This window comes from Pseudomonas sp. So3.2b (assembly GCF_019464415.1).
In the GTDB taxonomy this organism is placed as follows: domain Bacteria; phylum Pseudomonadota; class Gammaproteobacteria; order Pseudomonadales; family Pseudomonadaceae; genus Aquipseudomonas; species Aquipseudomonas shahriarae.
Genome location: NZ_CP080494.1, coordinates 5,110,991 through 5,130,295, shown reverse-complemented (window position 1 = coordinate 5,130,295; position 19,305 = coordinate 5,110,991). Strand labels below are relative to the sequence as shown.

Annotated in this window: 19 protein-coding genes; 12 read left to right on the top strand and 7 right to left on the bottom strand. The window is 60.2% G+C overall.

Annotated elements, in window-relative coordinates; translation table 11 throughout:
• The first annotated feature begins 205 nt into the window (after positions 1-205).
• Genes K1X80_RS23095 through K1X80_RS23085 form a run of 3 tightly spaced genes read left to right on the top strand, consistent with a single transcriptional unit; the run spans position 206 to position 3,100 of the window.
• Complete coding sequence (locus tag K1X80_RS23095; RefSeq protein ID WP_057958573.1) at positions 206-580, top strand: GtrA family protein; 375 nt, start codon at positions 206-208, stop codon at positions 578-580.
• Positions 577-1,524: a glycosyltransferase family 2 protein gene (locus tag K1X80_RS23090; protein ID WP_128592825.1), complete on the top strand. Its 948-nt coding sequence runs from the start codon at positions 577-579 to the stop codon at positions 1,522-1,524. The genes K1X80_RS23095 and K1X80_RS23090 overlap by 4 nt, the downstream gene beginning before the upstream one ends.
• Complete coding sequence (locus K1X80_RS23085) at positions 1,511-3,100, top strand: glycosyltransferase family 39 protein (RefSeq protein WP_220172519.1); 1,590 nt, start codon at positions 1,511-1,513, stop codon at positions 3,098-3,100. Before K1X80_RS23090 ends, K1X80_RS23085 begins: the two co-directional genes overlap by 14 nt.
• A gap of 4 nt (positions 3,101-3,104) precedes the next feature.
• Here K1X80_RS23085 and K1X80_RS23080 read toward each other — a convergent pair whose 3' ends face one another.
• Positions 3,105-3,389 carry a putative quinol monooxygenase gene (locus K1X80_RS23080; RefSeq protein WP_128592828.1) on the bottom strand — a complete coding sequence of 95 codons (285 nt, stop codon included), beginning with the start codon at positions 3,387-3,389 and terminating at the stop codon, positions 3,105-3,107.
• Between the two features lie 12 nt (positions 3,390-3,401).
• Positions 3,402-5,021, bottom strand: coding sequence for an FMN-binding glutamate synthase family protein (locus tag K1X80_RS23075; protein ID WP_057438323.1), 1,620 nt, complete (start codon positions 5,019-5,021; stop codon positions 3,402-3,404).
• Positions 5,022-5,254: 233 nt separating this feature from the next.
• On the opposite strand from K1X80_RS23075, the gene K1X80_RS23070 reads away from it, so the two are divergent.
• Positions 5,255-5,527, top strand: coding sequence for a type B 50S ribosomal protein L31 (locus K1X80_RS23070; protein WP_057958577.1), 273 nt, complete (start codon positions 5,255-5,257; stop codon positions 5,525-5,527).
• A gap of 12 nt (positions 5,528-5,539) precedes the next feature.
• On the opposite strand, the gene K1X80_RS23065 is transcribed toward K1X80_RS23070, so the two are convergent.
• From K1X80_RS23065 to K1X80_RS23050, 4 genes are all read right to left on the bottom strand, one after another.
• On the bottom strand, positions 5,540-6,940 hold the full coding sequence (locus K1X80_RS23065; protein ID WP_120734094.1) for an ATP-binding protein: 1,401 nt from the start codon (positions 6,938-6,940) through the stop codon (positions 5,540-5,542).
• A 2-nt stretch (positions 6,941-6,942) separates the two neighbouring features.
• Entirely contained in the window at positions 6,943-8,748 is a 1,806-nt protein-coding gene (locus K1X80_RS23060) for a DAHL domain-containing protein (RefSeq protein WP_220172518.1), read from the bottom strand.
• Complete coding sequence (locus tag K1X80_RS23055) at positions 8,745-9,686, bottom strand: cytochrome-c peroxidase (protein WP_220172976.1); 942 nt, start codon at positions 9,684-9,686, stop codon at positions 8,745-8,747. The genes K1X80_RS23060 and K1X80_RS23055 overlap by 4 nt, the downstream gene beginning before the upstream one ends.
• Positions 9,687-9,749: 63 nt before the next feature.
• Positions 9,750-11,624, bottom strand: coding sequence for a bifunctional diguanylate cyclase/phosphodiesterase (locus tag K1X80_RS23050; RefSeq protein WP_220172517.1), 1,875 nt, complete (start codon positions 11,622-11,624; stop codon positions 9,750-9,752).
• 252 nt (positions 11,625-11,876) lie between these two features.
• On the opposite strand from K1X80_RS23050, the gene K1X80_RS23045 reads away from it, so the two are divergent.
• The 3 genes from K1X80_RS23045 to K1X80_RS23035 all read left to right on the top strand — a co-directional run bounded on the left by K1X80_RS23045 (position 11,877) and on the right by K1X80_RS23035 (position 14,567).
• Positions 11,877-13,223 (top strand): HD domain-containing phosphohydrolase, encoded by a 1,347-nt coding sequence (locus K1X80_RS23045; protein ID WP_198817980.1) that lies wholly within the window; start codon positions 11,877-11,879, stop codon positions 13,221-13,223.
• 266 nt (positions 13,224-13,489) lie between these two features.
• A complete protein-coding gene (locus tag K1X80_RS23040) occupies positions 13,490-13,903 on the top strand; it encodes an NUDIX domain-containing protein (RefSeq protein ID WP_115128909.1) in 414 nt (137 codons plus the stop codon).
• Positions 13,904-13,928: 25 nt separating this feature from the next.
• Positions 13,929-14,567: a LysE family translocator gene (locus tag K1X80_RS23035; protein ID WP_057958583.1), complete on the top strand. Its 639-nt coding sequence runs from the start codon at positions 13,929-13,931 to the stop codon at positions 14,565-14,567.
• A 4-nt stretch (positions 14,568-14,571) separates the two neighbouring features.
• Here the strand turns inward: K1X80_RS23035 and metR are convergent, their stop codons facing one another.
• Complete coding sequence (metR, locus tag K1X80_RS23030) at positions 14,572-15,489, bottom strand: transcriptional regulator MetR (RefSeq protein WP_032859924.1); 918 nt, start codon at positions 15,487-15,489, stop codon at positions 14,572-14,574.
• Between the two features lie 182 nt (positions 15,490-15,671).
• Here metR and K1X80_RS23025 point away from each other — a divergent pair, with 182 nt between their 5' ends.
• From K1X80_RS23025 to K1X80_RS23005, 5 genes are all read left to right on the top strand, one after another.
• Complete coding sequence (locus tag K1X80_RS23025; RefSeq protein ID WP_057438337.1) at positions 15,672-16,691, top strand: alpha/beta fold hydrolase; 1,020 nt, start codon at positions 15,672-15,674, stop codon at positions 16,689-16,691.
• Positions 16,692-16,752: 61 nt separating this feature from the next.
• Positions 16,753-17,406 carry a DsbA family oxidoreductase gene (locus K1X80_RS23020; protein WP_057438339.1) on the top strand — a complete coding sequence of 218 codons (654 nt, stop codon included), beginning with the start codon at positions 16,753-16,755 and terminating at the stop codon, positions 17,404-17,406.
• Between the two features lie 184 nt (positions 17,407-17,590).
• Complete coding sequence (locus K1X80_RS23015) at positions 17,591-18,511, top strand: arginase (protein ID WP_200657072.1); 921 nt, start codon at positions 17,591-17,593, stop codon at positions 18,509-18,511.
• Complete coding sequence (locus K1X80_RS23010) at positions 18,508-18,888, top strand: transporter (RefSeq protein WP_057438341.1); 381 nt, start codon at positions 18,508-18,510, stop codon at positions 18,886-18,888. Before K1X80_RS23015 ends, K1X80_RS23010 begins: the two co-directional genes overlap by 4 nt.
• A complete protein-coding gene (locus K1X80_RS23005) occupies positions 18,885-19,298 on the top strand; it encodes an EamA family transporter (RefSeq protein WP_057958585.1) in 414 nt (137 codons plus the stop codon). The genes K1X80_RS23010 and K1X80_RS23005 overlap by 4 nt, the downstream gene beginning before the upstream one ends.
• The last annotated feature ends 7 nt before the right edge of the window (positions 19,299-19,305 follow it).

Here is a 19,305-nt window from a genome sequence, read left to right as displayed (position 1 = left end):
CTGCCGCGCGTCGGGCGGGCGCAGGTTGGCGGTATTTGTAAGCAATTGCAAAGGATGGATATTACGGAATGTCTCAATTTCGGGATGGAATTGTACCGCCGGTCGCATAACCGCCCCTACCTGTTAGTTCTGACAGTAGACGAGGCTTTGTCGGCATGGCTTGCTTGCCCATCGACCGCGATGGGCAACGAGGCGCGATGGTGGCATGGGCAGACTATGGATGGGGTTCTCCACCTACACGGTGATCGGCATCGCCAATACGGTGATCCACTGGCAGCTGTTTTTCGTGCTCAGGGCCGCCTTTGATCTGAGCCAGGCCTTCAGCAATTTCCTGGCCTTTTGCGTGGCGGCGACCTTTTCGTTTTTTGCGAATGCCACTTTCACCTTTGGTATGGCGGCTTCGCTGGGCCGCTACCTGCTGTTCATCTTCTGCCTGGGCAGCTTGAGCCTGGCGGTGGGGTGGCTGGCGGATCGCTGGCGCTTGCCCGGGCTGGTCACCGTGGTGGTGTTTTCCCTGGTCAGCCTGGTGTGCGGTTTCCTGCTATCGAAGTACTGGGTGTTCCGCAGGTCCGCCCCATGAGGCTCTCGCTGATCGTGCCGTTGTTCAATGAGGAGCAGGCGATACACCTGTTTTACCGGGCCGTACGCCAGGAGCCGTCGTTGCAGGATCACGAAGTCGAGATCGTGTTTATCAATGACGGCAGCACCGACCGCACGGGTGATATCGCCAGGGATATCGCGTTGGCCGATAGCGATGTGGTGTTGATCAACTTTTCCCGCAATTTTGGCAAGGAACCGGCACTGTTTGCCGGCCTGGCGTACGCCAGCGGTGAGGCGGTGGTGCCCATGGACGTCGACTTGCAAGACCCGGTTGAAGTGGTCGCGCGCCTGATCGAGAAATGGAAGGAGGGCGCCGATGTGGTCCTGGCCAAGCGTCGTGATCGCTCCAGCGATGGCTACCTCAAACGCCACAGTGCCTCGATGTTCTATCACCTGCTCAATCGCATCGCCTACACCCATATCGAAGAAAACGTCGGCGACTTCCGCCTGATGGACCGCAAGGTGGTGGACGTGATCAAGGCGTTGCCGGAGCAGCAACTGTTCATGAAGGGCGTACTGTCCTGGGCCGGGTTCACCGTGGCGATCGTCGAATATGACCGGGTTTGCCGGGTGGTCGGCCACAGCAAGTTCAATGCCTGGAAACTGTGGAACCTGGCGCTGGAGGGCATCACTTCGTTCAGCACCTTGCCCTTGCGGTTATGGAGTTACATCGGTGCCGGTATTTCGTTATTGGCGCTGGGGTACGCGGGGTATCTGATCATCGCCAAATTACTGTTTGGCAATGAGGTGCCGGGGTATCCGTCGCTGATGACGGCGATTCTGTTTTTAGGCGGTGTGCAACTGATCGGGATTGGCATATTGGGGGAATATGTGGGGCGGATCTATATGGAAGCCAAGCATAGGCCGCGGTATGTAGTCGCCAATGTAGTGAAGAACCAGGAGACGCCAGATGAGTCAATTTGACGGGGTGGCTATGGGCGTTGCTGATAACTCGAAGCGAACAAAAATTGATATTTCCCTGGCTCTTATAGCGTTCTATTTTTTTGTGTTGTTGGTTTCAGTGGGGGTGCGGTTTGCCGAGTTGACTGAAACCGGTATATGGCTTGATGAGGCTTTCAGCCTGCTGCTGAGTATGAAGCCGCCTTCTGAAATTCTGTTTCATACGGCCCGTGATGTTCATCCGCCACTGTACTATCTGATGTTGCATGAGTGGATCAAGGTGTTCGGTAATGGCGCTTTTGCCGCCCGCAGTCTGAGTGTGTTTTTTGGGGTTGTTTCGGTGGCGCTGGGGATCTGGTTGTCGCACCTGTTGCTCCCTCGACGTGCGGCAATGCTGGCAAGCATATTATTGGCGATCTTTCCGGCGGCCGTTCGCTACAGCCAGGAAGTTCGTATGTACTCGTTCCTGGGGGCTTTGATGCTGGGCGCGACGATTGCATTTATCTACTGGCTTGACCGTCCGCAGAGTAAAGTTCCGCTCGCCCTGTACATCCTGCTGATGGTGGCAGGGCTTTATACGCACTATTTTGCGGCTTTATGCCTGTTGTCCCATTGGGCCTATATTTCGCTTCTGGCAACGTCTCGACAGATAAAATATAAGTATCTGTGGAGTCGTAGTTGGTGGCTGGCCAATGGTTTGATTGTGATTTGTTTTTTACCCTGGTTGCCCAGCCTGCTAAATCAATTGACGTATTCGAGGTTGGACTGGATCGCCCAGCCGGGTATTAAGGAGTTGGTCGAGCTGACTTGGTTTTTTCTGAATTTCAGTGAAGGTCAGCAGGTGCCTGTTTGGGGGTTTTATGGCCTGGCCTTGGTGGTGTGGATCGCGTCCGTATTTATTTGTCTGTGGGATGCAAGTGATCGAAAAAATAATGCACTTCTTGTTGTGTATGTATGGTGCCCGATAGCGGCGATCATGCTGGTGTCATTGTTTTGGCCGCTGCTGTATCCACGTTATTTTTTATTTGCCGGGCTGGCGTTGCCTCTCGTCATTGCCATGGCGCTGGAGGGCGTGTCGACACGAAGTAAGTCGGCGTTCGTCATCGGTTTGTCAGCGGTTATTCTGCTTGAGTTGAATGGTTTGTGGCATGTGTATAACAAGACGTGTACGTGGTGTTATGAAAACAATCAGCTGGGCGCGCTGGCCGATTATGTTGACCACACTTCGCAGCCGGGAGACGGGGTGTTGGTGCTGGAGCCTTTCATGCACTTGTCCATGATCTATTACCTCAAGAACGAACGCCCTGCGATGCAGTACACACCAATAAACGCGGATGGCACATCAGGGCGTCCCAACGGGTATCAGATTTCCACACTGATTCAAGACAAGGCCGATCAGATCTATGTCGATGACCTGGAATTGCTCACAACGGCCTCAGGCCGACTTTGGCTGATTGATGCCCAGGACCGTGGCACCCTCACGCGAAAGCTTCCTGCCTATTGGCAGTTGCTTGGCACCTATAGGGTAGGTAAGGAAAAAGCCCAGCTTATGGCTATTTGCCCGTTGGCGAGTGGCTGCCAGAAACCGCCTCTTCAATGAGGGATTAAAACCCATCCATCAACAACACCCGGCAAGGCTTGGCCTGATACGCGTTGATCTGCGGCACCAGCCGGGTGAAGTGTTCGGTCTGGCAGTGGGCATCCAGCGCGGCCTGGTCGGGCCATTGCTCGATAAACACAAAGTGCCCCGGGTCTTTCTGGTCGACGAACAAGTCGTAGGCGATGCACAGCGGTTCCTGGCGGGTTTTTTCCACCAGTTCGGCGTACCAGGGGCGCACGATTTCCAGGTGTTCGGGTTTGATAAAGTCTTCGGCGATCACTTTCAACACAACAGTTGTCCTTTAAGCCGCTTCTACTTCATGGGGCTCGAAACTGTCGGCCCGCGCCATTTGCCACATCCGCGAATAAAACTCGCCGTTCACTTCACCGGTCAGCAGTTCCCCTGGCTTGAGGAACACATGCAACTGCGAGAACAGCTTGATCTCGGTGGCCGACATGCGCCGTACCAGGTGTTTGGCCGACAACTGCGAAGGGTGATCCAGGCCGGCCGCCGCGAGCATTTCCGCGAGGGCCTTGAGGGTGTTGCGGTGGAAGTTGAACACGCGCTGGGCCTTGTCCGGTACCACCAGTGCGCGCTGGCGCAACGGGTCCTGGGTGGCCACGCCGGTTGGGCATTTGTTGGTGTGGCAGCTCTGCGACTGGATGCAGCCGATGGCGAACATAAAGCCCCGGGCCGAGTTGGCCCAGTCGGCGCCGATGGCCAGGACGCTGGCGATATCGAAGGCGCTGACGATCTTGCCGCTGGCGCCCAGTTTGATTTTGTCCCGCAGGTTCAGGCCCACCAGGGTGTTGTGCACAAACAACAGACCTTCACGCAGGGGCACGCCGATATGGTCGGTGAACTCCACGGGGGCGGCGCCGGTGCCGCCTTCCTTGCCGTCGACCACGATAAAGTCCGGCAGGATCCCGGTCTCGAGCATGGCCTTGGCGATGCCCATGAACTCCCACGGGTGGCCCAGGCAGAATTTGAAGCCCACGGGTTTGCCGCCGGACAATTCACGCAACTGGGCAATAAAGTGCATCAGCTCAATCGGCGTGGAGAAGGCACTGTGGCGTGACGGCGAGATGCAGTCTTCGCCCATCATGATGCCACGGGTCTCGGCGATTTCCTTCGTCACCTTGTGCTTGGGCAGGATCCCGCCATGGCCGGGCTTGGCGCCCTGGCTCATCTTGATTTCGATCATCCGTACCTGCGGGTTTTGCGCCTGCACGGCAAAGCGTTCGGGGTCGAAACGGCCGTCGCTGGTGCGGCAGCCGAAGTAGCCGCTGCCCAGCTCCCAGGTCAGGTCGCCGCCGTTTTCCCGGTGGTAGGCGCTGATGCTGCCTTCGCCGGTGTCGTGGGCGAAGTTGCCGAGCTTGGCGCCCTGGTTGAGGGCGCGGATGGCGTTGGCGCTCAACGAGCCAAAGCTCATGGCCGAGATATTGAACACCGACGCCGAGTACGGCTGGGTGCACTGCGGGCCGCCGACCACCACGCGAAAGGCGCTGGGGTCGCTCAACGGGGCCGGGCGCATGGAGTGGCCGATAAATTCGAAACCGGACTGGTACACGTCGATCAGGGTGCCGAAGGGTTTGTCGGCGCTTTCATTCTTGGCCCGCGAATACACCAGCGAACGCTGGGCCCGGGAGAAGGGCAGGGCGTCGCTGTCGGACTCCAGCAGGTACTGGCGGATTTCCGGGCGAATGCCTTCCACCAGGTAGCGGATATTGCCCAGGATCGGGTAGTTGCGGCGCACCGCGTGGGGGCTTTGCAGCAGGTCGAACACGCCGATCAGGCTGAGCACGCCGGTCACCAGGGTCATCGGCCAGAGCCATTCGTGTTGGATAAAGGGGAGGCTGGCGAGGGTGAAAATGACACACACGGCAAAGAATGCATAACGGCTAAGCAACGACAGGCTCATACGGTTTCCTTGGGTTCGGACGCTCTATGACCTGTAGGAGCCTGCTCCTACAAGGTTCTATTCTTTATGCGGGTTCACGGTTCAACACGGGGCCCAGCTTACGGTCGAGTTCCTTGCCGGGGCAACCGCAGAGAACCCAAGCCTCTCTTGGTATTGCAATACGTTCTCGTTTGGGTGCATTATTTACGTTACTGTATAACGTATTAATCCTGCCCAGATGCCCCGGAGGCCCTATGAAAGCTGGTATTCACCCCGACTACCGCACCGTGCTGTTCCACGATACTGCCGCCGATGTGTTTTTCCTGATCGGCTCCACGGTCGACACGGATCGCACCCACCAACACACCGATGGCAACACTTACCCTTACATGGCCCTCGACGTATCCAGCGCGTCCCACCCGATCTACACCGGGCAGCAGCGCAAGACCCAGGTCGAAGGGCGGATTGCCGGGTTCAACAAGCGGTTTGCCTCGTTTGGTTCCAGCCCCAAGCCCGCTGAAGCCTGAACAGCAGAGGCGTCACGCCGCTGTCTGCCGGATCGGTAGCACCACCCGAAAGGTGGTGCCCCTGCCGACTTCACTGCTCACCGAGATATCTCCGTGGTGTTTCTTGACGATGCCATAGGACAGCGACAACCCCAGGCCCGTGCCTTCGCCCACCGGCTTGGTGGTGAAAAACGGGTCGAAGATTTTCTGCAGGCTGTGGGGCGCAATCCCGCAGCCGTTATCCGCCACCTCCAGCCACACCCGATCGCCCTCGACCCCATTGCTGAGGGTGATCGTGCCGCGCTCCGGGCCCATGGCCTGGGCTGCGTTGATCACCAGGTTCATCACCACCTGGTTGATTTGTGAGGCCAGGCATTCAATCTCGGGCAGGGGCTGGTAGTGCTTGATCACGTCCGCCTTGTGCTTGAGTTCACTGGCCACGATGTTCAGGGTCGAGTCGATCCCTTGCTGCAGGTTCGCCCATTGCCATTGCTCGTCGTTATCGACCCGGGAGAAGTTCTTCAGGTCTTTGACGATCTGCGTCACACGGCCGATGCCGTCCTTGGATTCGCGGATCAGGATCGGGATGTCCTCCTTGAGGAAGTCCAGGTCCAACTCGTTGCGCAAGGCGCTCAGTTGTTCAAGGCAGTCACCGGGCGCCAGGGCCGCCTCAGCCTGTTGATAGGCGTCGAGCATGCGCTGCAATTGCTTGAAGTCACTCTCCAGCGTGCCAAGGTTGGAGGTGACGAAGCCCACGGGGTTATTGATTTCGTGCGCCACCCCGGCAGCCAGTTGCCCCAGGGAGGCCAGCTTCTCCGATTGGATCAACTGGCTTTGCAGCTGCTTGCGCTCGTCGATTTCCTGCTGCAAGGCCTGGCTGGCAAGGGTCAGCGCCTCGGTGCGCTGTTCTACCAACTGCTCCAGGTGCACGGTTTTCAGGCTGGCGCGGCGGGCCATGTCCCATTTGGCCGCCAGGGTATTGGCCATCTGTTGGACTTCGATATTGTCGAAGGGCTTCTTCAGAATAAGCAGTCGATCATGGGCATTGAGGCGCGACAGCAGTTCTTCCCAGGAATAGTCCGTGTAGGCGGTACAGACCACCACTTGCAGGTCCGGGGCGACTTTCCACAGCTCTTCGATAGTCTGAGCACCGTCCCAGCCCTGGGGCATGCGCATGTCGACAAACGCCAGGGCGTAGGGTCGTGCTTGTTGCATGGCCGCACACAGTTGCTGCAAGCCTTCCTGGCCGCCGTAGGCCGAGTCGAGTTCAAAGGTCTGGGCCTGGGGTTTGGCGGCTTCGCCAAACAGCGCGCTCTCCATCTCATCCAGCGCCGCGTTCTGTTCGAGCGTCGGCATCAGGATCTTGCGAAAGTCCTCGTGGATCGAGGGGGTGTCATCAATCAGCAGAATGCGCCGGTTGTAAAGAGAGGGCATGGTCAGGTCTCGGCACGTTCAAGAGGGATAGACAAGGTAAACAGGGCGCCCTGGCCCGGCCCATCGCTGTGGGCGGTGAGACGGCCTTTCATTTCGATGGCCGCCAGGGCGCAGCTATGCAGGCCGAAGCCGTGGCCTTCCTTGCGGGTGGTGAAACCGTGGGTAAAGATCCGCGTCATGTTCTCTGCGGGAATTCCTTCGCCTTCGTCTTTTACGCTGATTTGCAGCGTATGGTCATCCAGGGGGCGGACCGTCAGGGTTATCTGGCGTGGCCGGTCGCTGAGGTTGGACATGGCGTACTTGGCGTTGCTGATCAGGTTCACCAGAATCAACAGCAACCGGTGTTTGTCGGCCATGACCTCGGGGACCGGCTGATAGTCCTTGACCACGGTGACATGGTGGCGACTCAAGGCCCCGGAATTCATGCGCAGCGCGTCTTCGACCAGGGCGCTGATATGGACCGGTTCCAGCAGCTTGGAGGCGCCAGCATAGGACTGCTGGGTGGAGACGATGTCCTTGATGTGGTCGACGCTCTTGGTCAACTGCACCAGTTCATCGGCCATGCCTTGCTGCTCGATGGCAATCGCGTCCACCAATTGATTGAGGTATCCCGGCAACATTTTGCCCTTGTCGTCGTCCGTCAGGAAGGTGCCCAGGTCATGGGGATGCTCGTTGATCAACTGCATGGCCTTGCCCAGCCCCAGGGCCTTGCTGGCCCGCAGCTTACGGGTGACCAGGTCGGCGGACACATTCACGCTGTTGAGCACGTTGCCGACGTTGTGCAGCACATTCGTGGCAATTTCCGCCATGCCGGCCTGGCGGGCGCTGTCGAGCAGCTCGCTCTGGGCGTCCTTGAGTTCCCGGGTGCGTTCCTCGACCCGTTGTTCGAGGCTTTCGTTGACAGCCAGCAGGGCGCGGTTGACCCGGTTGATCTCGGCGAAGCTGCGTAACAGGCGAACAGCCAGGTACACCAGTACCAGCATCAATAACGTCGAAAACACCAGCAGGTAACGGTGGTACTTCTGCTCGGTCAGTTCGGCGACCCGTTGATCCTGGTCGAGTTGGTTGGTCATGACGTCCAAGTGCTCGGACAGCGGGATTGCGGCGATGCGCTCAAGCAAACTGTTGACCACCGGTTGCTCACGCAGAATCAGGGCAATGTGCTTGCTGAGAAGCTCGATAGGGCTCTGGAAATCCCCAGGCAGGTGTTCCTTGTTGATCGCCAGTTTGTTCAACCCGACAAGAATCTCTGCGGCCTTGTCATCACTGGCAACCAGCGCGAACTCAAGACTGCTGAGCAACAAGTCGTAGGTGTCGCTGGTAATGTCCTGCAACTGCAGGCGATTGTTGTCGTCCAGCAGACCGAACTGCATCTGGATATCGTCCTCGGCGTTCGGCAGGAAGGCCAGGGAGTTGCGCAGCAACGCGTTATGGGCTTTGAACTGGTCCACCAGCCGCGCTTTTTCCTCGATCGCCGCTTGATAGGTGCTCTGTGCCAATTGCCAGTTGGCTGGATCGGCATGCTGGTGCAGGTGCTCGCGCGCTTCCAACTCGGCCCAGAGGCTGTTCATCTCGTTGAGCGGCGCGACCAGCGGGTCGTAGTTGTGGGTCAGGGCGATCCGCGCCTTGAGCACCTCGCTGTCCCATTGCGCGTTCAATTGCTTGATATGGCGGATCAGGTCCCGGGACGGGGTGTAGTTGCTGCTCTGGTCAGTAGAAGACTTGATGTATAAAAAAACCAGGATCGAGGCCAGTACCACGGTGACGACACCGAGCAGTGCCAGGCTGGCGCGGCGAGTCAGCTTCATAGCGGCTTGCCCTCCCATTCGCCGGTCAGCGTCTTGAGAAACAGCGCAATCAGGGCCCTGTCATCCGCCGACGGCGTGCGCCCCAACTGGTACTTGAACATCACGTCGATCGCCTCTTCCAGAGTCTTGGCCGAGGCATCGTGAAAGTACGGGGCGGTGACGGCGACGTTACGCAGGCTGGGCACTTTGAACACATGGCGGTCTTCCTCATCCAGGGTGACCAGGTAGCGCCCCAGGTCCGCGTCCACCGGGTTGCCGCGGTCCTTGAAGTAGTCACCCAGCACGCCGAACTTCTGGTACATGTTGCCCCCGATGTTGACCCCTTGATGACAGGCAATACAACCGTACTCCTTGAAGCGCAGGTAACCCTGTTTTTCGTCATAGCTGAGGATGTCGGTGTTGCCCAGCAGGTACTGGTCGAAGCGTGAGTTGGGCGTGAGCAGGGTGCGCTCGTACGTGGCCAGGGCATTCTGCACGTTGGCGGCCGTGACGCCGTCGGGGTACGCCTGGGTGAATGCGCGTTGATATTCAGGCGCAGCGGACAGCGTCGCGACCACGGTTGGCCAGGTGTTACCCATTTCCACGGGGCTGGTCACCACTTGTTCGATCTGTGCCTCCAGGGTGTCTGCCCGGGCGTTCCAAAACTGTTTGAAGTTCAGGCTGGCGTTGAACACCGTGGGCGTGTTGAGGGCCACGGGCTTGCCGTCGAAGCCCAGGGAGAAGGGTTTGTCATCCGCGCCGCCTTTGTCCAGGCGATGGCAACTGGCGCACGACAGGGTGTTATTGATCGAAAGACGCGTTTCATTGAACAGCCGACGCCCCAACTCGACACGGGCGGCATCCAGCACCGGCGTTCCAGGCAGCGGTTTGAGCGCCTCATCGAGTGGCGCTGCGAGTGCCGTTGAGCCGCCCAGCCATACGCCGAATACCAGGCTTATGACCCATACCGACGGGTAACGCGGTGATGTATTGCTCAACTTCAATTCCTTGTGAGCAGAGAATCATTGATCCGGCATCAGATGATGTGGGCCGGTTTGCAGCAGCCGGGCAAAATCCTCGGCCGCCACGGCTTTGCTGAACAGATAGCCCTGGCCCTCCTCGCAGTGCCGGGCCTTGAGGAACTCCAGTTGTTCGACGGTCTCCACGCCCTCGGCAATGATATTGAGGTCCAGGCTCTTGCCCAGGCTGATAATGGCACTGATCAATTGCATGTCCTGGGTGTTCTCGCCCAGGCCACGAACAAACGACTGGTCGATTTTTAGCACATCGACGGGAAAGCGCCGCAGGTAACTGAGGCTGGAGTAGCCGGTGCCGAAGTCATCAATGGCCAGCCGCACCCCCATTTTTTTGATCTCGTGCAGGATGGCAACGGTGTCTTCGACGTTTTGCATCAATACACTCTCGGTAATCTCCAGCTCCAGCAGGGCGGGCGCCAACCCTGTCTGCTCGAGTATGGTCGCAAGGTTGCTGACAAAGTCGCGCTGACGGAAGTCGATAGCCGAGATGTTCACCGAGACACAAATGGGCGCCAAGCCCTGGGCTTGCCAGCGTTGCGCCTGTTCGCAAGCCTGGCGCAAGACCCACTGGCTCAAGGGCACGATCAGGCCGCTGTCTTCGGCCATCGGGATGAAGTCCGATGGGTAGACCCAGCCATGAGCCGGTTGAAACCAGCGAATCAACGCTTCGGCGCCGACAATCCGCCCACTCTTCAAGTCCAGCTTCGGCTGATAGTGCAAGACGAACTCATCGCGCTCCAGGGCCAGGCGGATAGCGGCCTCCAGGGTCTGCTGCTGGCGCGCGATGAGGTTCATGTCTTCGATAAAAAAGCTGAAGTTGTCCGGCCCCTGTTCCTTGACGTTACGCATGGCGGTTTCCGCCTTCTTGATCAGCTCCACGGCGTTGAAACTGTCATTGGGGTAAATGCTGATGCCAAGGCTGGCAGTGACACGCAGGTCATGGCCCGCCACATGGCGGGTGCGGCCCAGAGCCTTGAGGACCTTCTCGGCAATGCTTTTGGTTTGCTGGGGGTGATGAATGTCGTTGAGGATCATCACGAACTCGTCGGCGCCATAGCGGAACACCGAGTCGGATTTGCGGACCGTTGCCGCCAGATCCTCGCCGACCTGTTGCAACACTTGATCGCCCACGGGGTGGCCCAGGGCGTTGTTGATACGCTTGAAGCGGTCCAGGCCAATAAACATCACGGCCAGTTGAGTATCGTGGCGCCGGCCCAGGGCAATGGCCTGTGTCAGTCGGTCGCCTAGCAACGTGCTGTTGGGCAGGCCGGTGAGGGCGTCGTATTGCAGCAGGTGCGAGACCTTGAGCAGTTCCTGGACCCGTTCTTCGATCGTGCGCTCCAGGTTCGACACCTTGAGCAGCGCATCCTGTGCCAACTGCCATTTCCAGGTCAGGGCACTGGCCATCTGACGGATTTCCAGATGGTCGAAGGGCTTTTTCAGGATCAGCAACTGATCGCTGAACTTCAGGCGCGCTTCAATCGCTTCGAAGGAGTAGTCGGAATAGGCGGTACACAGGGCGATTTGCAGGTTGGAGTCGATGTTCCACAGCTGCTCGATGGTCTCCAGGCCATCCCATCCCGGCGGCATGCGCATGTCGATGAACGCCAGGGCGTATGGCGCGCCATCAGCCAGCGCCTGGCTCACCAACGCCAGGGCTTCCTGGCCCTGGTAGGCGGAGTCCAGGGTGTAGCGCTGGTGAACCGCGGGTGCCGTACCGAACAGGCTTTGCTCGATACTCTCCAGCGTCTGGTCAGCGATGGCCTCGGCACAGAGGATTTTGCGGAAGTCCTGATGGATAGAGGCCGTATCGTCGACGATCAGAATGCGTCGGTTTGCATGTTCCGGTCGCTGGATCATGACACGCATCTATTAGCGCGCAACAACATGGAGGTGCGCATAAGGCTTCCTTTCCCCAAGGGATGAGTGGAGTGAGTCAATCGCTGACTTTACCTGTAAGCGTAGTCGGCTCCCTTGAATTAGTCGGCCAGTTGGCGTCAAATCAACGGCAGCTCACCCTTTGACGTAGAGCGCTGATTGCCTGGGCAAGCACCGCGCAGTCAACGGCAGGTGCAAGGGTTCAATCTAGTTCAAGTTTGAGTAGGTGTCGCCATGGATGAGCAACTCGCTACAACTTCTCCCTACAGGCCCACGGTTTTGCTGGTCGATGATGAAGAATCGATCCTCAACAGCCTGCGCCGCCTGCTGCGCGGTCAGCCTTATGACGTCTTGCTGGCCGGCAGCGGTGCCCAGGCGCTGGAAATCATGGCGGCCCAACCCGTGGACCTGATCATGACCGACGCCCGGATGCCGGCCATGGACGGGGCGACGTTGCTGGCCGAAACCCATCGCCTGTACCCGGCGACGTCGCGCATCCTGCTGACGGGCTACGCCGACCTGACGATGATCATCAAGGCCATCAACGAGGGGCAGATCCACCGCTATATCAGCAAGCCGTGGAACGATGATGAACTGCTCCTGATCCTGCGCCAGTCCCTGGAGCATCAGTTTTCCGATCGCGAAAGGCTGCGCCTGGAGCAACTGACCCGCGAACAGAACGATCAACTCAAGGCGCTCAATGCCACCCTGGAAAAGCGCGTCCTCTCGCGCACCAGCGAGCTGCAACAGACCGCCGACATGCTTGACCTGGCCTACGATGAGCTCAAACGCAGCTACGTGACCGGCACCGAAGTCTTTTCCCTGCTGGCCAACCTGCGCCTGCCCAAGGAAAAACAGACCAACCGCCCATTGATCGAGCTGATCCGGGTGTACTGCCGAGCCCAGTCGATGGATGAGTCCAGTGTGCGCGACCTGACCATGGCTGCGGCGCTGTACAACGTCGGCAAGTTGAGCTGGACCGACAGGATGATGATCGCTCCCGCCGACCTGTTGCACAGCACCGACCGCGAGCTGTATCGCACCTACCCGACCCAAAGCGAATCGCTGCTGATGACCCTGGAGCCGATGAAGGATGCGGCGCGCATCATCCGCCATCACCAGGAACGCTGGGACGGCAGTGGTTTCCCCGACCACCTCAAGGGCGATGGGATTCCGTTTGGCTCGCGTTTGCTGAAGTTGGCGGTGGACTTTATCGAATTGCAGCGCGGCTTGATTCTGGAGCGGCAGATGAACAGCGACGAAGCGCTGCTGTACATCCGCAAATACGCCGGGCGCCTGTATGACCCGGATATGGTGGAAGACTTCGTCCAGGCCTGTGCGGCCTTCCTCAGCGACGTGACCCTGGGCGACCCGACGGTCAAGGTGCTTGGCACGCGGGAATTGGCCGAAGGCATGATCCTGGCGCGCAATCTCAATGCCGACAACGGCATGCTGTTGCTCAACGCCGGCAAGGTGTTGAACCTGCCGCTGGTGGACAAGCTGATCGCCTTTGAAGCCATGGAAGGCGCCAAGTACAGCGTGTTCATCAAGGAGCCTGACGAACCGCTCCCCGCTCAATAAAAAATCACACAACCTGTGGCAACGGGGCGACCAGCCTTGTTATGGCGAGCGGGCTTGCCCGCGCTGGGCTGCGAAGCAGCCCTAATCAGGCCACCGTGTTTTCTCAGTTGGAGCTCGGTGGGTGGTCTGGGGCGGCTTTGCCGCCCAGCGCGGGCAAGCCCGCTCGCCACAACAAACCCGTCATCACAAAAAAACGGCCACAAAGCTGGCAGCGCAGCGCAGGGTCGTGTGATCCTTTGCGCCCTTTACTCCAAGGCGTTTATTTCATGTCCCAGACTATCCGTATCGCCGCCGCCCTGTTGATCGGCAGCGACGGCCAGACCCTGCTGGTGCGCAAGCGCGGCACCCAGGCGTTCATGCAGCCGGGCGGCAAGATCGACGCGGGCGAACAACCGGTGCAGGCCCTGGCGCGTGAGCTGTACGAAGAGCTGGGGCTGCGTATCGACTCGGCCCAGGCACACTACCTGGGCCACTTCTCGGCGCCGGCGGCCAACGAGCCGGGGTTTACCGTGGCGGCCGAGCTGTTTGAAGTGCGTATCGACGTGCCGGTAACGCCCGCTGCCGAGATCGAAGAAGTGTGCTGGATCGACCCGGCCGGCGACGGCGGCCTGCAGCTGGCGCCCTTGACACGTGACTTGATCCTGCCGTTTTATCGAGCATCGCTGACCACTACTGCCTGAACTGTCGGGCGCAAAGGACTGAGCCGTGATCCCCCTCAATGAACTGCTGATTTTTGCCGCCGCCTCGCTGCTGCTGGTACTCACGCCCGGGCCGAACATGATCTACCTGATCTCCCGCTCGATCTGTCAGGGCCGCAAGGCCGGGGTCACGTCGTTGCTGGGGGTGGTCGCAGGTTTTTTTGTGCACCTGTTCGCCGCGGCTGCCGGGTTGACCGCAGTGTTTCTCACGGTGCCGGTGGCCTACGAAGTGCTGAAGTGGGCCGGCGCGCTGTACCTGCTATGGCTGGCCTGGCAAGCAGTGAGACCGGGCGCCCGTTCGCCGTTCGAGGCCCAGCAACTGCCCGCCGACTCGCCGCGCAAGCTGGTGACCATGGGCTTTCTGACCAGCGCCCTGAACCCGAAAATCGCGGTGTTCTACCTGTCGGTATTCCCGCAGTTCATCACCCCGGAGCACGGTTCGGTCTTCACCCAGAGCCTGATGCTCGGCTTTACCCAGATCAGCGTCAGCTTTGTGGTCAACCTGCTGATCTCGCTGTGCGCCGCGAGCATCGCCGCCTGGTTTATCCACAACCCCACGTGGCTGGCGGTGCAGCGTTATTTCATGGGGTTTGTGCTGGCCGCCCTGGCGGTGCGCCTGATGCTGGAGCAACGGCGCAGCGCGTGAGCAATCAACGGACTGCGCTGACCCCATCCAGGGTCGAAAACGAGGTGTCCTTGGCCGTCAGCAAAAAGTCGCGCATGTACGGCGCATCCAGCATATCCGCGCGGATCCCGGCGTACAGCGTGGCAAACAGGCCCTTCTCGCCCAACCGCTTGGCCTTCACATAACCCCGCGAGCTGTACTCGTGCAGCGCCCAGTGGGGCATGCCACATACGCCGCGTCCGCTGGCCACCAACTGCATCATCATCACCGTCAGCTCCGAGGTACGGACCTGGGCCGGCTCGACGTCGGCCGGTTCCAGGAAACGGGTGAAGATGTCCAGGCGGTCGCGCTCCACCGGGTAGGTGATCAGGGTTTCGCTGAGCAGATCCTCGGGCACGATGTACGGCTTATTGGCCAGGGCGTGCTGGTTGGCCACGGCGAGCATCGCTTCGTAGGTGAACAACGGCACATAGGTGATGCCCGCCAGCTCCAGCGGGTCGGAGGTCACTACCAGGTCCAGGTCGCCACGGGCCAGGGCTGGCAGCGGGGCGAAGGCAAAGCCGGAAGCCAGGTCCAGCTCGACTTCCGGCCAGGCATCGCGGAACTGGTCGATGGTCGGCATCAGCCACTGGAAGCAGCTGTGGCACTCGATCGCCATATGCAGGCGCCCGGCGGTGCCGCCGGCCAGGCGTGCGATATCCCGTTCGGCACCGCGCAGCAGCGGCAGGGTGGCGTCCGCCAGTTGCAGCAGGCGCAGGCCGGCGCTGGTGAAGCGTACCGGTTTGGTCTTGCGCACAAACAGCGGCATGCCCATGCGCTCTTCCAGCTCTTTGAACTGGTGGGACAGTGCCGACTGGGTCAGGTGCAGGCGCTCGGCGGCTTCCACCAGGCTGTCGGCTTCGCGCAAGGCGTGCAGGGTCTTGAGATGACGGATTTCGAGCACGGGCTCTCCATGAAGATAATTTGTGACAAGTTCGGATAGCGTGAGTTTGTCTCATGTTGCCAATTCTGTCGACCATGACCGCTGGGCACTCTTCATCAAACTGTCACGTAACTGTGGCAGCGCGCTTGAACAAACTTCATCAGACTCGCGCTCTACTGGGGTTCTGCGTTTCGGTGTTTTTCATGCGCGTGTTGCTTTTACTGGCCGCCTTATTGTTCGGCCTGCCGTCTTTTGCGGCTTCTCGATGTGATGTCAATGTCCCGACTGAGCGGGTCGACCTGGACCAGGTGAGCCTGGCGTACCAGAGCATCGGCCGTGCTTCCGACCCAGCGTTGCTGCTGGTGATGGGCCTGGGCGGGCAGTTGATCCACTGGCCGGACGAAGTGGTGGTCGCCTTGTGCCAACAAGGTTTTCGGGTGATCCGCTACGACAACCGTGACGTTGGCCTGTCCACCTGGCGCCAGGCCCCGGCCAGCGCCAACCTGACCTTTGAAGTGCTGCGCTACAAACTCGGCCTGCCGGTGGCTGCGCCCTACACCCTGACCGATATGGCCGACGACGCCCTGGGGTTGATGGATGCGTTGCAGGTGCGCCAGTTCCATGTACTGGGCGCGAGCATGGGCGGGATGATCGCCCAGCACCTGGCGGCGATGGCCCCGCAGCGCGTAGAAAGCCTGACCCTGATCATGACCAGCTCCGGCGCCGAAGGCCTGCCCGCGCCGAATGCCGCGCTGGTGCAGCTGCTGTCGCGGCGCAGTGCGCCCAACCGTGAAGTGGCCCTGGAGCAGCAGGCCGACTTGCTGGCCGCCCTGGGCAGCCCCCAGGTTGAGGATGATCGCCAGGCGTTGCTGCAGCAGGCGGCGCAGTCTTACGACCGGGCATTCAACCCCGAGGGTGTGAAGCGCCAGATCATGGCCATCCTTGCCGAACCGAGCCGGGTGCCATTGCTCAACCAACTGCGCGTGCCGACCCTGGTGGTGCATGGCACGGCCGACCCGTTGTTGCCGGTGATGCATGGTGTGCACCTGGCGGCGCATATCCAGGGCAGCCAGTTGCGGCTGATCCCGGGTCTGGCCCATCGTTTTCAGGAAGCGTTCAAGGCGCCGTTGCTGGCGGCGGTGTTGCCGTACCTGCAAGCCCACCGCGAAGAGGCGGCGCATTGGGCGCAGGTTGAGCCCCTGGCCCCCGCCAAGGTTTTATGACGGCCGCGTAGAGGTGTATGGTGCGAACTTTGTGGCGTGTAATGCCTGCGAGGTTGCCTGAATGAGTACTTCCCTGAAAATCGACTTTGTCAGCGACGTGTCCTGCCCCTGGTGCGTCATCGGCCTGCGCGGCCTGACCGAAGCCCTGGACCAACTGGGCGCCGAAGTGCAGGCCGAGATCCACTTCCAGCCCTTCGAGCTGAACCCGAACATGCCCGCCGAAGGGCAGAACATCACCGAGCACATCACCGAGAAATACGGCTCCACTGCCGAAGAGTCCCAGGCCAACCGCGCGCGCATCCGCGACATGGGCGCCGCCCTGGGCTTTGCGTTTCGTACCGATGGCCAAAGCCGTATCTACAACACCTTCGACGCCCATCGCCTGCTGCATTGGGCCGGGCTCGAGGGCTTGCAGTACAACCTCAAGGAAGCGCTGTTCAAGGCTTACTTCAGCGATGGCCAGGACCCGTCCGACCACGCCACGTTGGCAATCATTGCCGAGAGCGTTGGCCTGGACCTCAAGCGCGCAGCCGAGGTTCTGGCCTCGGACGAGTACGCCGCAGAAGTCCGCGAGCAGGAGCAGCTGTGGGTATCACGCGGGGTGAGTTCGGTGCCGACCATCGTGTTCAACGACCAGTACGCGGTCAGTGGTGGGCAGCCGGTTGAAGCGTTTGTCGGTGCAATCCGCCAGATCATCAACGAAGCCAAAAGCTAACAAACACCACCGACCAAATGTGGGAGCGGGCTTGCTCGCGAAAGCGGTAGATCAGCTAAGTATCTCTTGACTGACCCACCGCCTTGGCGAGCAAGCCACATGGGTTCCTGGCCCATCCCTTGCATTACCCCCCTAAAGCCCCGCCGGTAAGCGGCTGGGCACTGCCAGGGGGTGAAACATTACCTTGAATATTCTTGATCTCGACCACAGCCTCACAGCCCAGGCACCCATCGCCCGGCGTCTGGCCAGTGGTCAAGCGACGCGCCTGGACCTGCTCGACCTGGGCCCGAAACTGCGCCTGTGGTCCACCGAAAAAACCTGGAAACGCTTTGTCCAGCGCCTGGCCCAACGGCCCCGGCCAAGCACGGCGCGCCCGGAAATCTTCTTTGTCGGCTCCGGCGACTATCACCACCTGACCCCGGCTTTTCTCGCCGAAGTGCAGGAACCTATCAGCCTGATCCACTTCGACAACCACCCCGACTGGGTACGCCTGGCCCCGCGCCGACACTGCGGCTCATGGGTCAATCAGGCCCTGAAGATGCCGGCGATCCAGCGCATCGTCACCCTCGGCCCGTGCAGCGATGACCTGCATAACCCGCAACTGCGCGGCGGTAACCTCGGCGCCCTGAAGCGCGGGCATTTGCAGTTGTTTCCCTGGCAGCACGCGCCGTCGAAAGTCTGGGGGCGGGTAGGGGATGGCGCCGGCCATGCACAACAGGAAAACCACTTGCACTGGCGCAACCTCGCTGAGCTCGACTGGCCTGCATTCCTTGAGCAAATGATCGCCAGCCTGCCCACCGAGGCGGTATGGATCACCCTCGACAAGGACGTGCTGGCCAGCGAAGACGCGGCCACCAACTGGGACCAGGGCGGCATGCGCCTGACGCACCTGCTGCAAGCCCTGCGTGCGTTGGCGGCGAGCAAGCGGATCCTTGGCATCGACGTGTGCGGCGAGTTTGCCCAGCCTGCGTTCAGCAACGCCTTCAAACGCTGGGAAGCCAAGTCCGACCAGCCGCCGGCCGCACGCTGGAGCGCTGACGACCTGCTGCGTAACGCCACCACCAATGAAGCGTTGATCAACCTGTTCGAGGAGCTGTTCCCGTGACCCTGACCGTCGTGTTGCTGGTGGCCTTTTCCATCGTTCTCGATGTGATCGGCCAGTTGTGTTTCAAATTGGGCCTGGACCGCTTGCCCGAACTCGAAGGCGGCTTTCGCCTGAATGCCTTCTGGGGCCAGGTATTTAATGCGCCGTTGCTGTGGGCGGGCATCGGCGCCTATGTCATCGAATTTTTTGTCTGGCTTGAAGCCTTGTCCCGCGCGCCGTTGAGCCTGTTGTTCCCGGCCGCCGCACTGGCTTACTGCGGGGTGGTGTTGGCGGGCAAGGTGATACTGGGCGAAACCGTCAGCCGCCGGCGCTGGCTGGGCACGATGGTGATTACCGCCGGCGTGATGTTGGTGGCTGTAGCAGGAGCACAATCATGAGTGCGCAAGAGATGGCTATCCGTCCGGTTGGCTGGCTGCATGGGCGCCTGGGCACCGTAGTGTTATGGGCGTTGTTGATCCTCACCGAAAGCGCCGGCCAGTTGTTTACCAAGGTGGCTGGCGATCAAATTGGCCAGATGGATTTCAATTGGCAGTGGTTGGCGGCGGTGGCGGTCAACCCGGGGATCCTCGCGGCGATCGCCTGCTATATCGGCGCGTTCTTTGTGTGGATGCTGATCCTGCGGCGCAGCAGCCTGTCCCTGGCCTTCCCCCTGAGTTCGCTGGTGTTTGTGGTGGTGCTGCTCGGCTCGTGGTTGGGGCTGGGCGAGCACATCAGCTTCCTGCACTGGGTGGGCGTGGTGGTGATTATTGGCGGGATTGCACTGCTGGCCGAGGGCGAAGAAAACTGAGCCCAGA

What these genes read in the sequence shown, in the direction of transcription:
- K1X80_RS23095 (WP_057958573.1), top strand. Translation starts at nt 206, where the DNA reads ATGGGCAGACTATGGATGGGGTTCTCCACCTACACGGTGATCGGCATC.
- K1X80_RS23090 (WP_128592825.1), top strand. Translation starts at nt 577, where the DNA reads ATGAGGCTCTCGCTGATCGTGCCGTTGTTCAATGAGGAGCAGGCGATA.
- K1X80_RS23085 (WP_220172519.1), top strand. Translation starts at nt 1,511, where the DNA reads ATGAGTCAATTTGACGGGGTGGCTATGGGCGTTGCTGATAACTCGAAG.
- K1X80_RS23075 (WP_057438323.1), bottom strand. Translation starts at nt 5,021, where the DNA reads ATGAGCCTGTCGTTGCTTAGCCGTTATGCATTCTTTGCCGTGTGTGTC.
- K1X80_RS23070 (WP_057958577.1), top strand. Translation starts at nt 5,255, where the DNA reads ATGAAAGCTGGTATTCACCCCGACTACCGCACCGTGCTGTTCCACGAT.
- K1X80_RS23065 (WP_120734094.1), bottom strand. Translation starts at nt 6,940, where the DNA reads ATGCCCTCTCTTTACAACCGGCGCATTCTGCTGATTGATGACACCCCC.
- K1X80_RS23060 (WP_220172518.1), bottom strand. Translation starts at nt 8,748, where the DNA reads ATGAAGCTGACTCGCCGCGCCAGCCTGGCACTGCTCGGTGTCGTCACC.
- K1X80_RS23050 (WP_220172517.1), bottom strand. Translation starts at nt 11,624, where the DNA reads ATGATCCAGCGACCGGAACATGCAAACCGACGCATTCTGATCGTCGAC.
- K1X80_RS23045 (WP_198817980.1), top strand. Translation starts at nt 11,877, where the DNA reads ATGGATGAGCAACTCGCTACAACTTCTCCCTACAGGCCCACGGTTTTG.
- K1X80_RS23040 (WP_115128909.1), top strand. Translation starts at nt 13,490, where the DNA reads ATGTCCCAGACTATCCGTATCGCCGCCGCCCTGTTGATCGGCAGCGAC.
- K1X80_RS23025 (WP_057438337.1), top strand. Translation starts at nt 15,672, where the DNA reads ATGCGCGTGTTGCTTTTACTGGCCGCCTTATTGTTCGGCCTGCCGTCT.
- K1X80_RS23020 (WP_057438339.1), top strand. Translation starts at nt 16,753, where the DNA reads ATGAGTACTTCCCTGAAAATCGACTTTGTCAGCGACGTGTCCTGCCCC.
- K1X80_RS23005 (WP_057958585.1), top strand. Translation starts at nt 18,885, where the DNA reads ATGAGTGCGCAAGAGATGGCTATCCGTCCGGTTGGCTGGCTGCATGGG.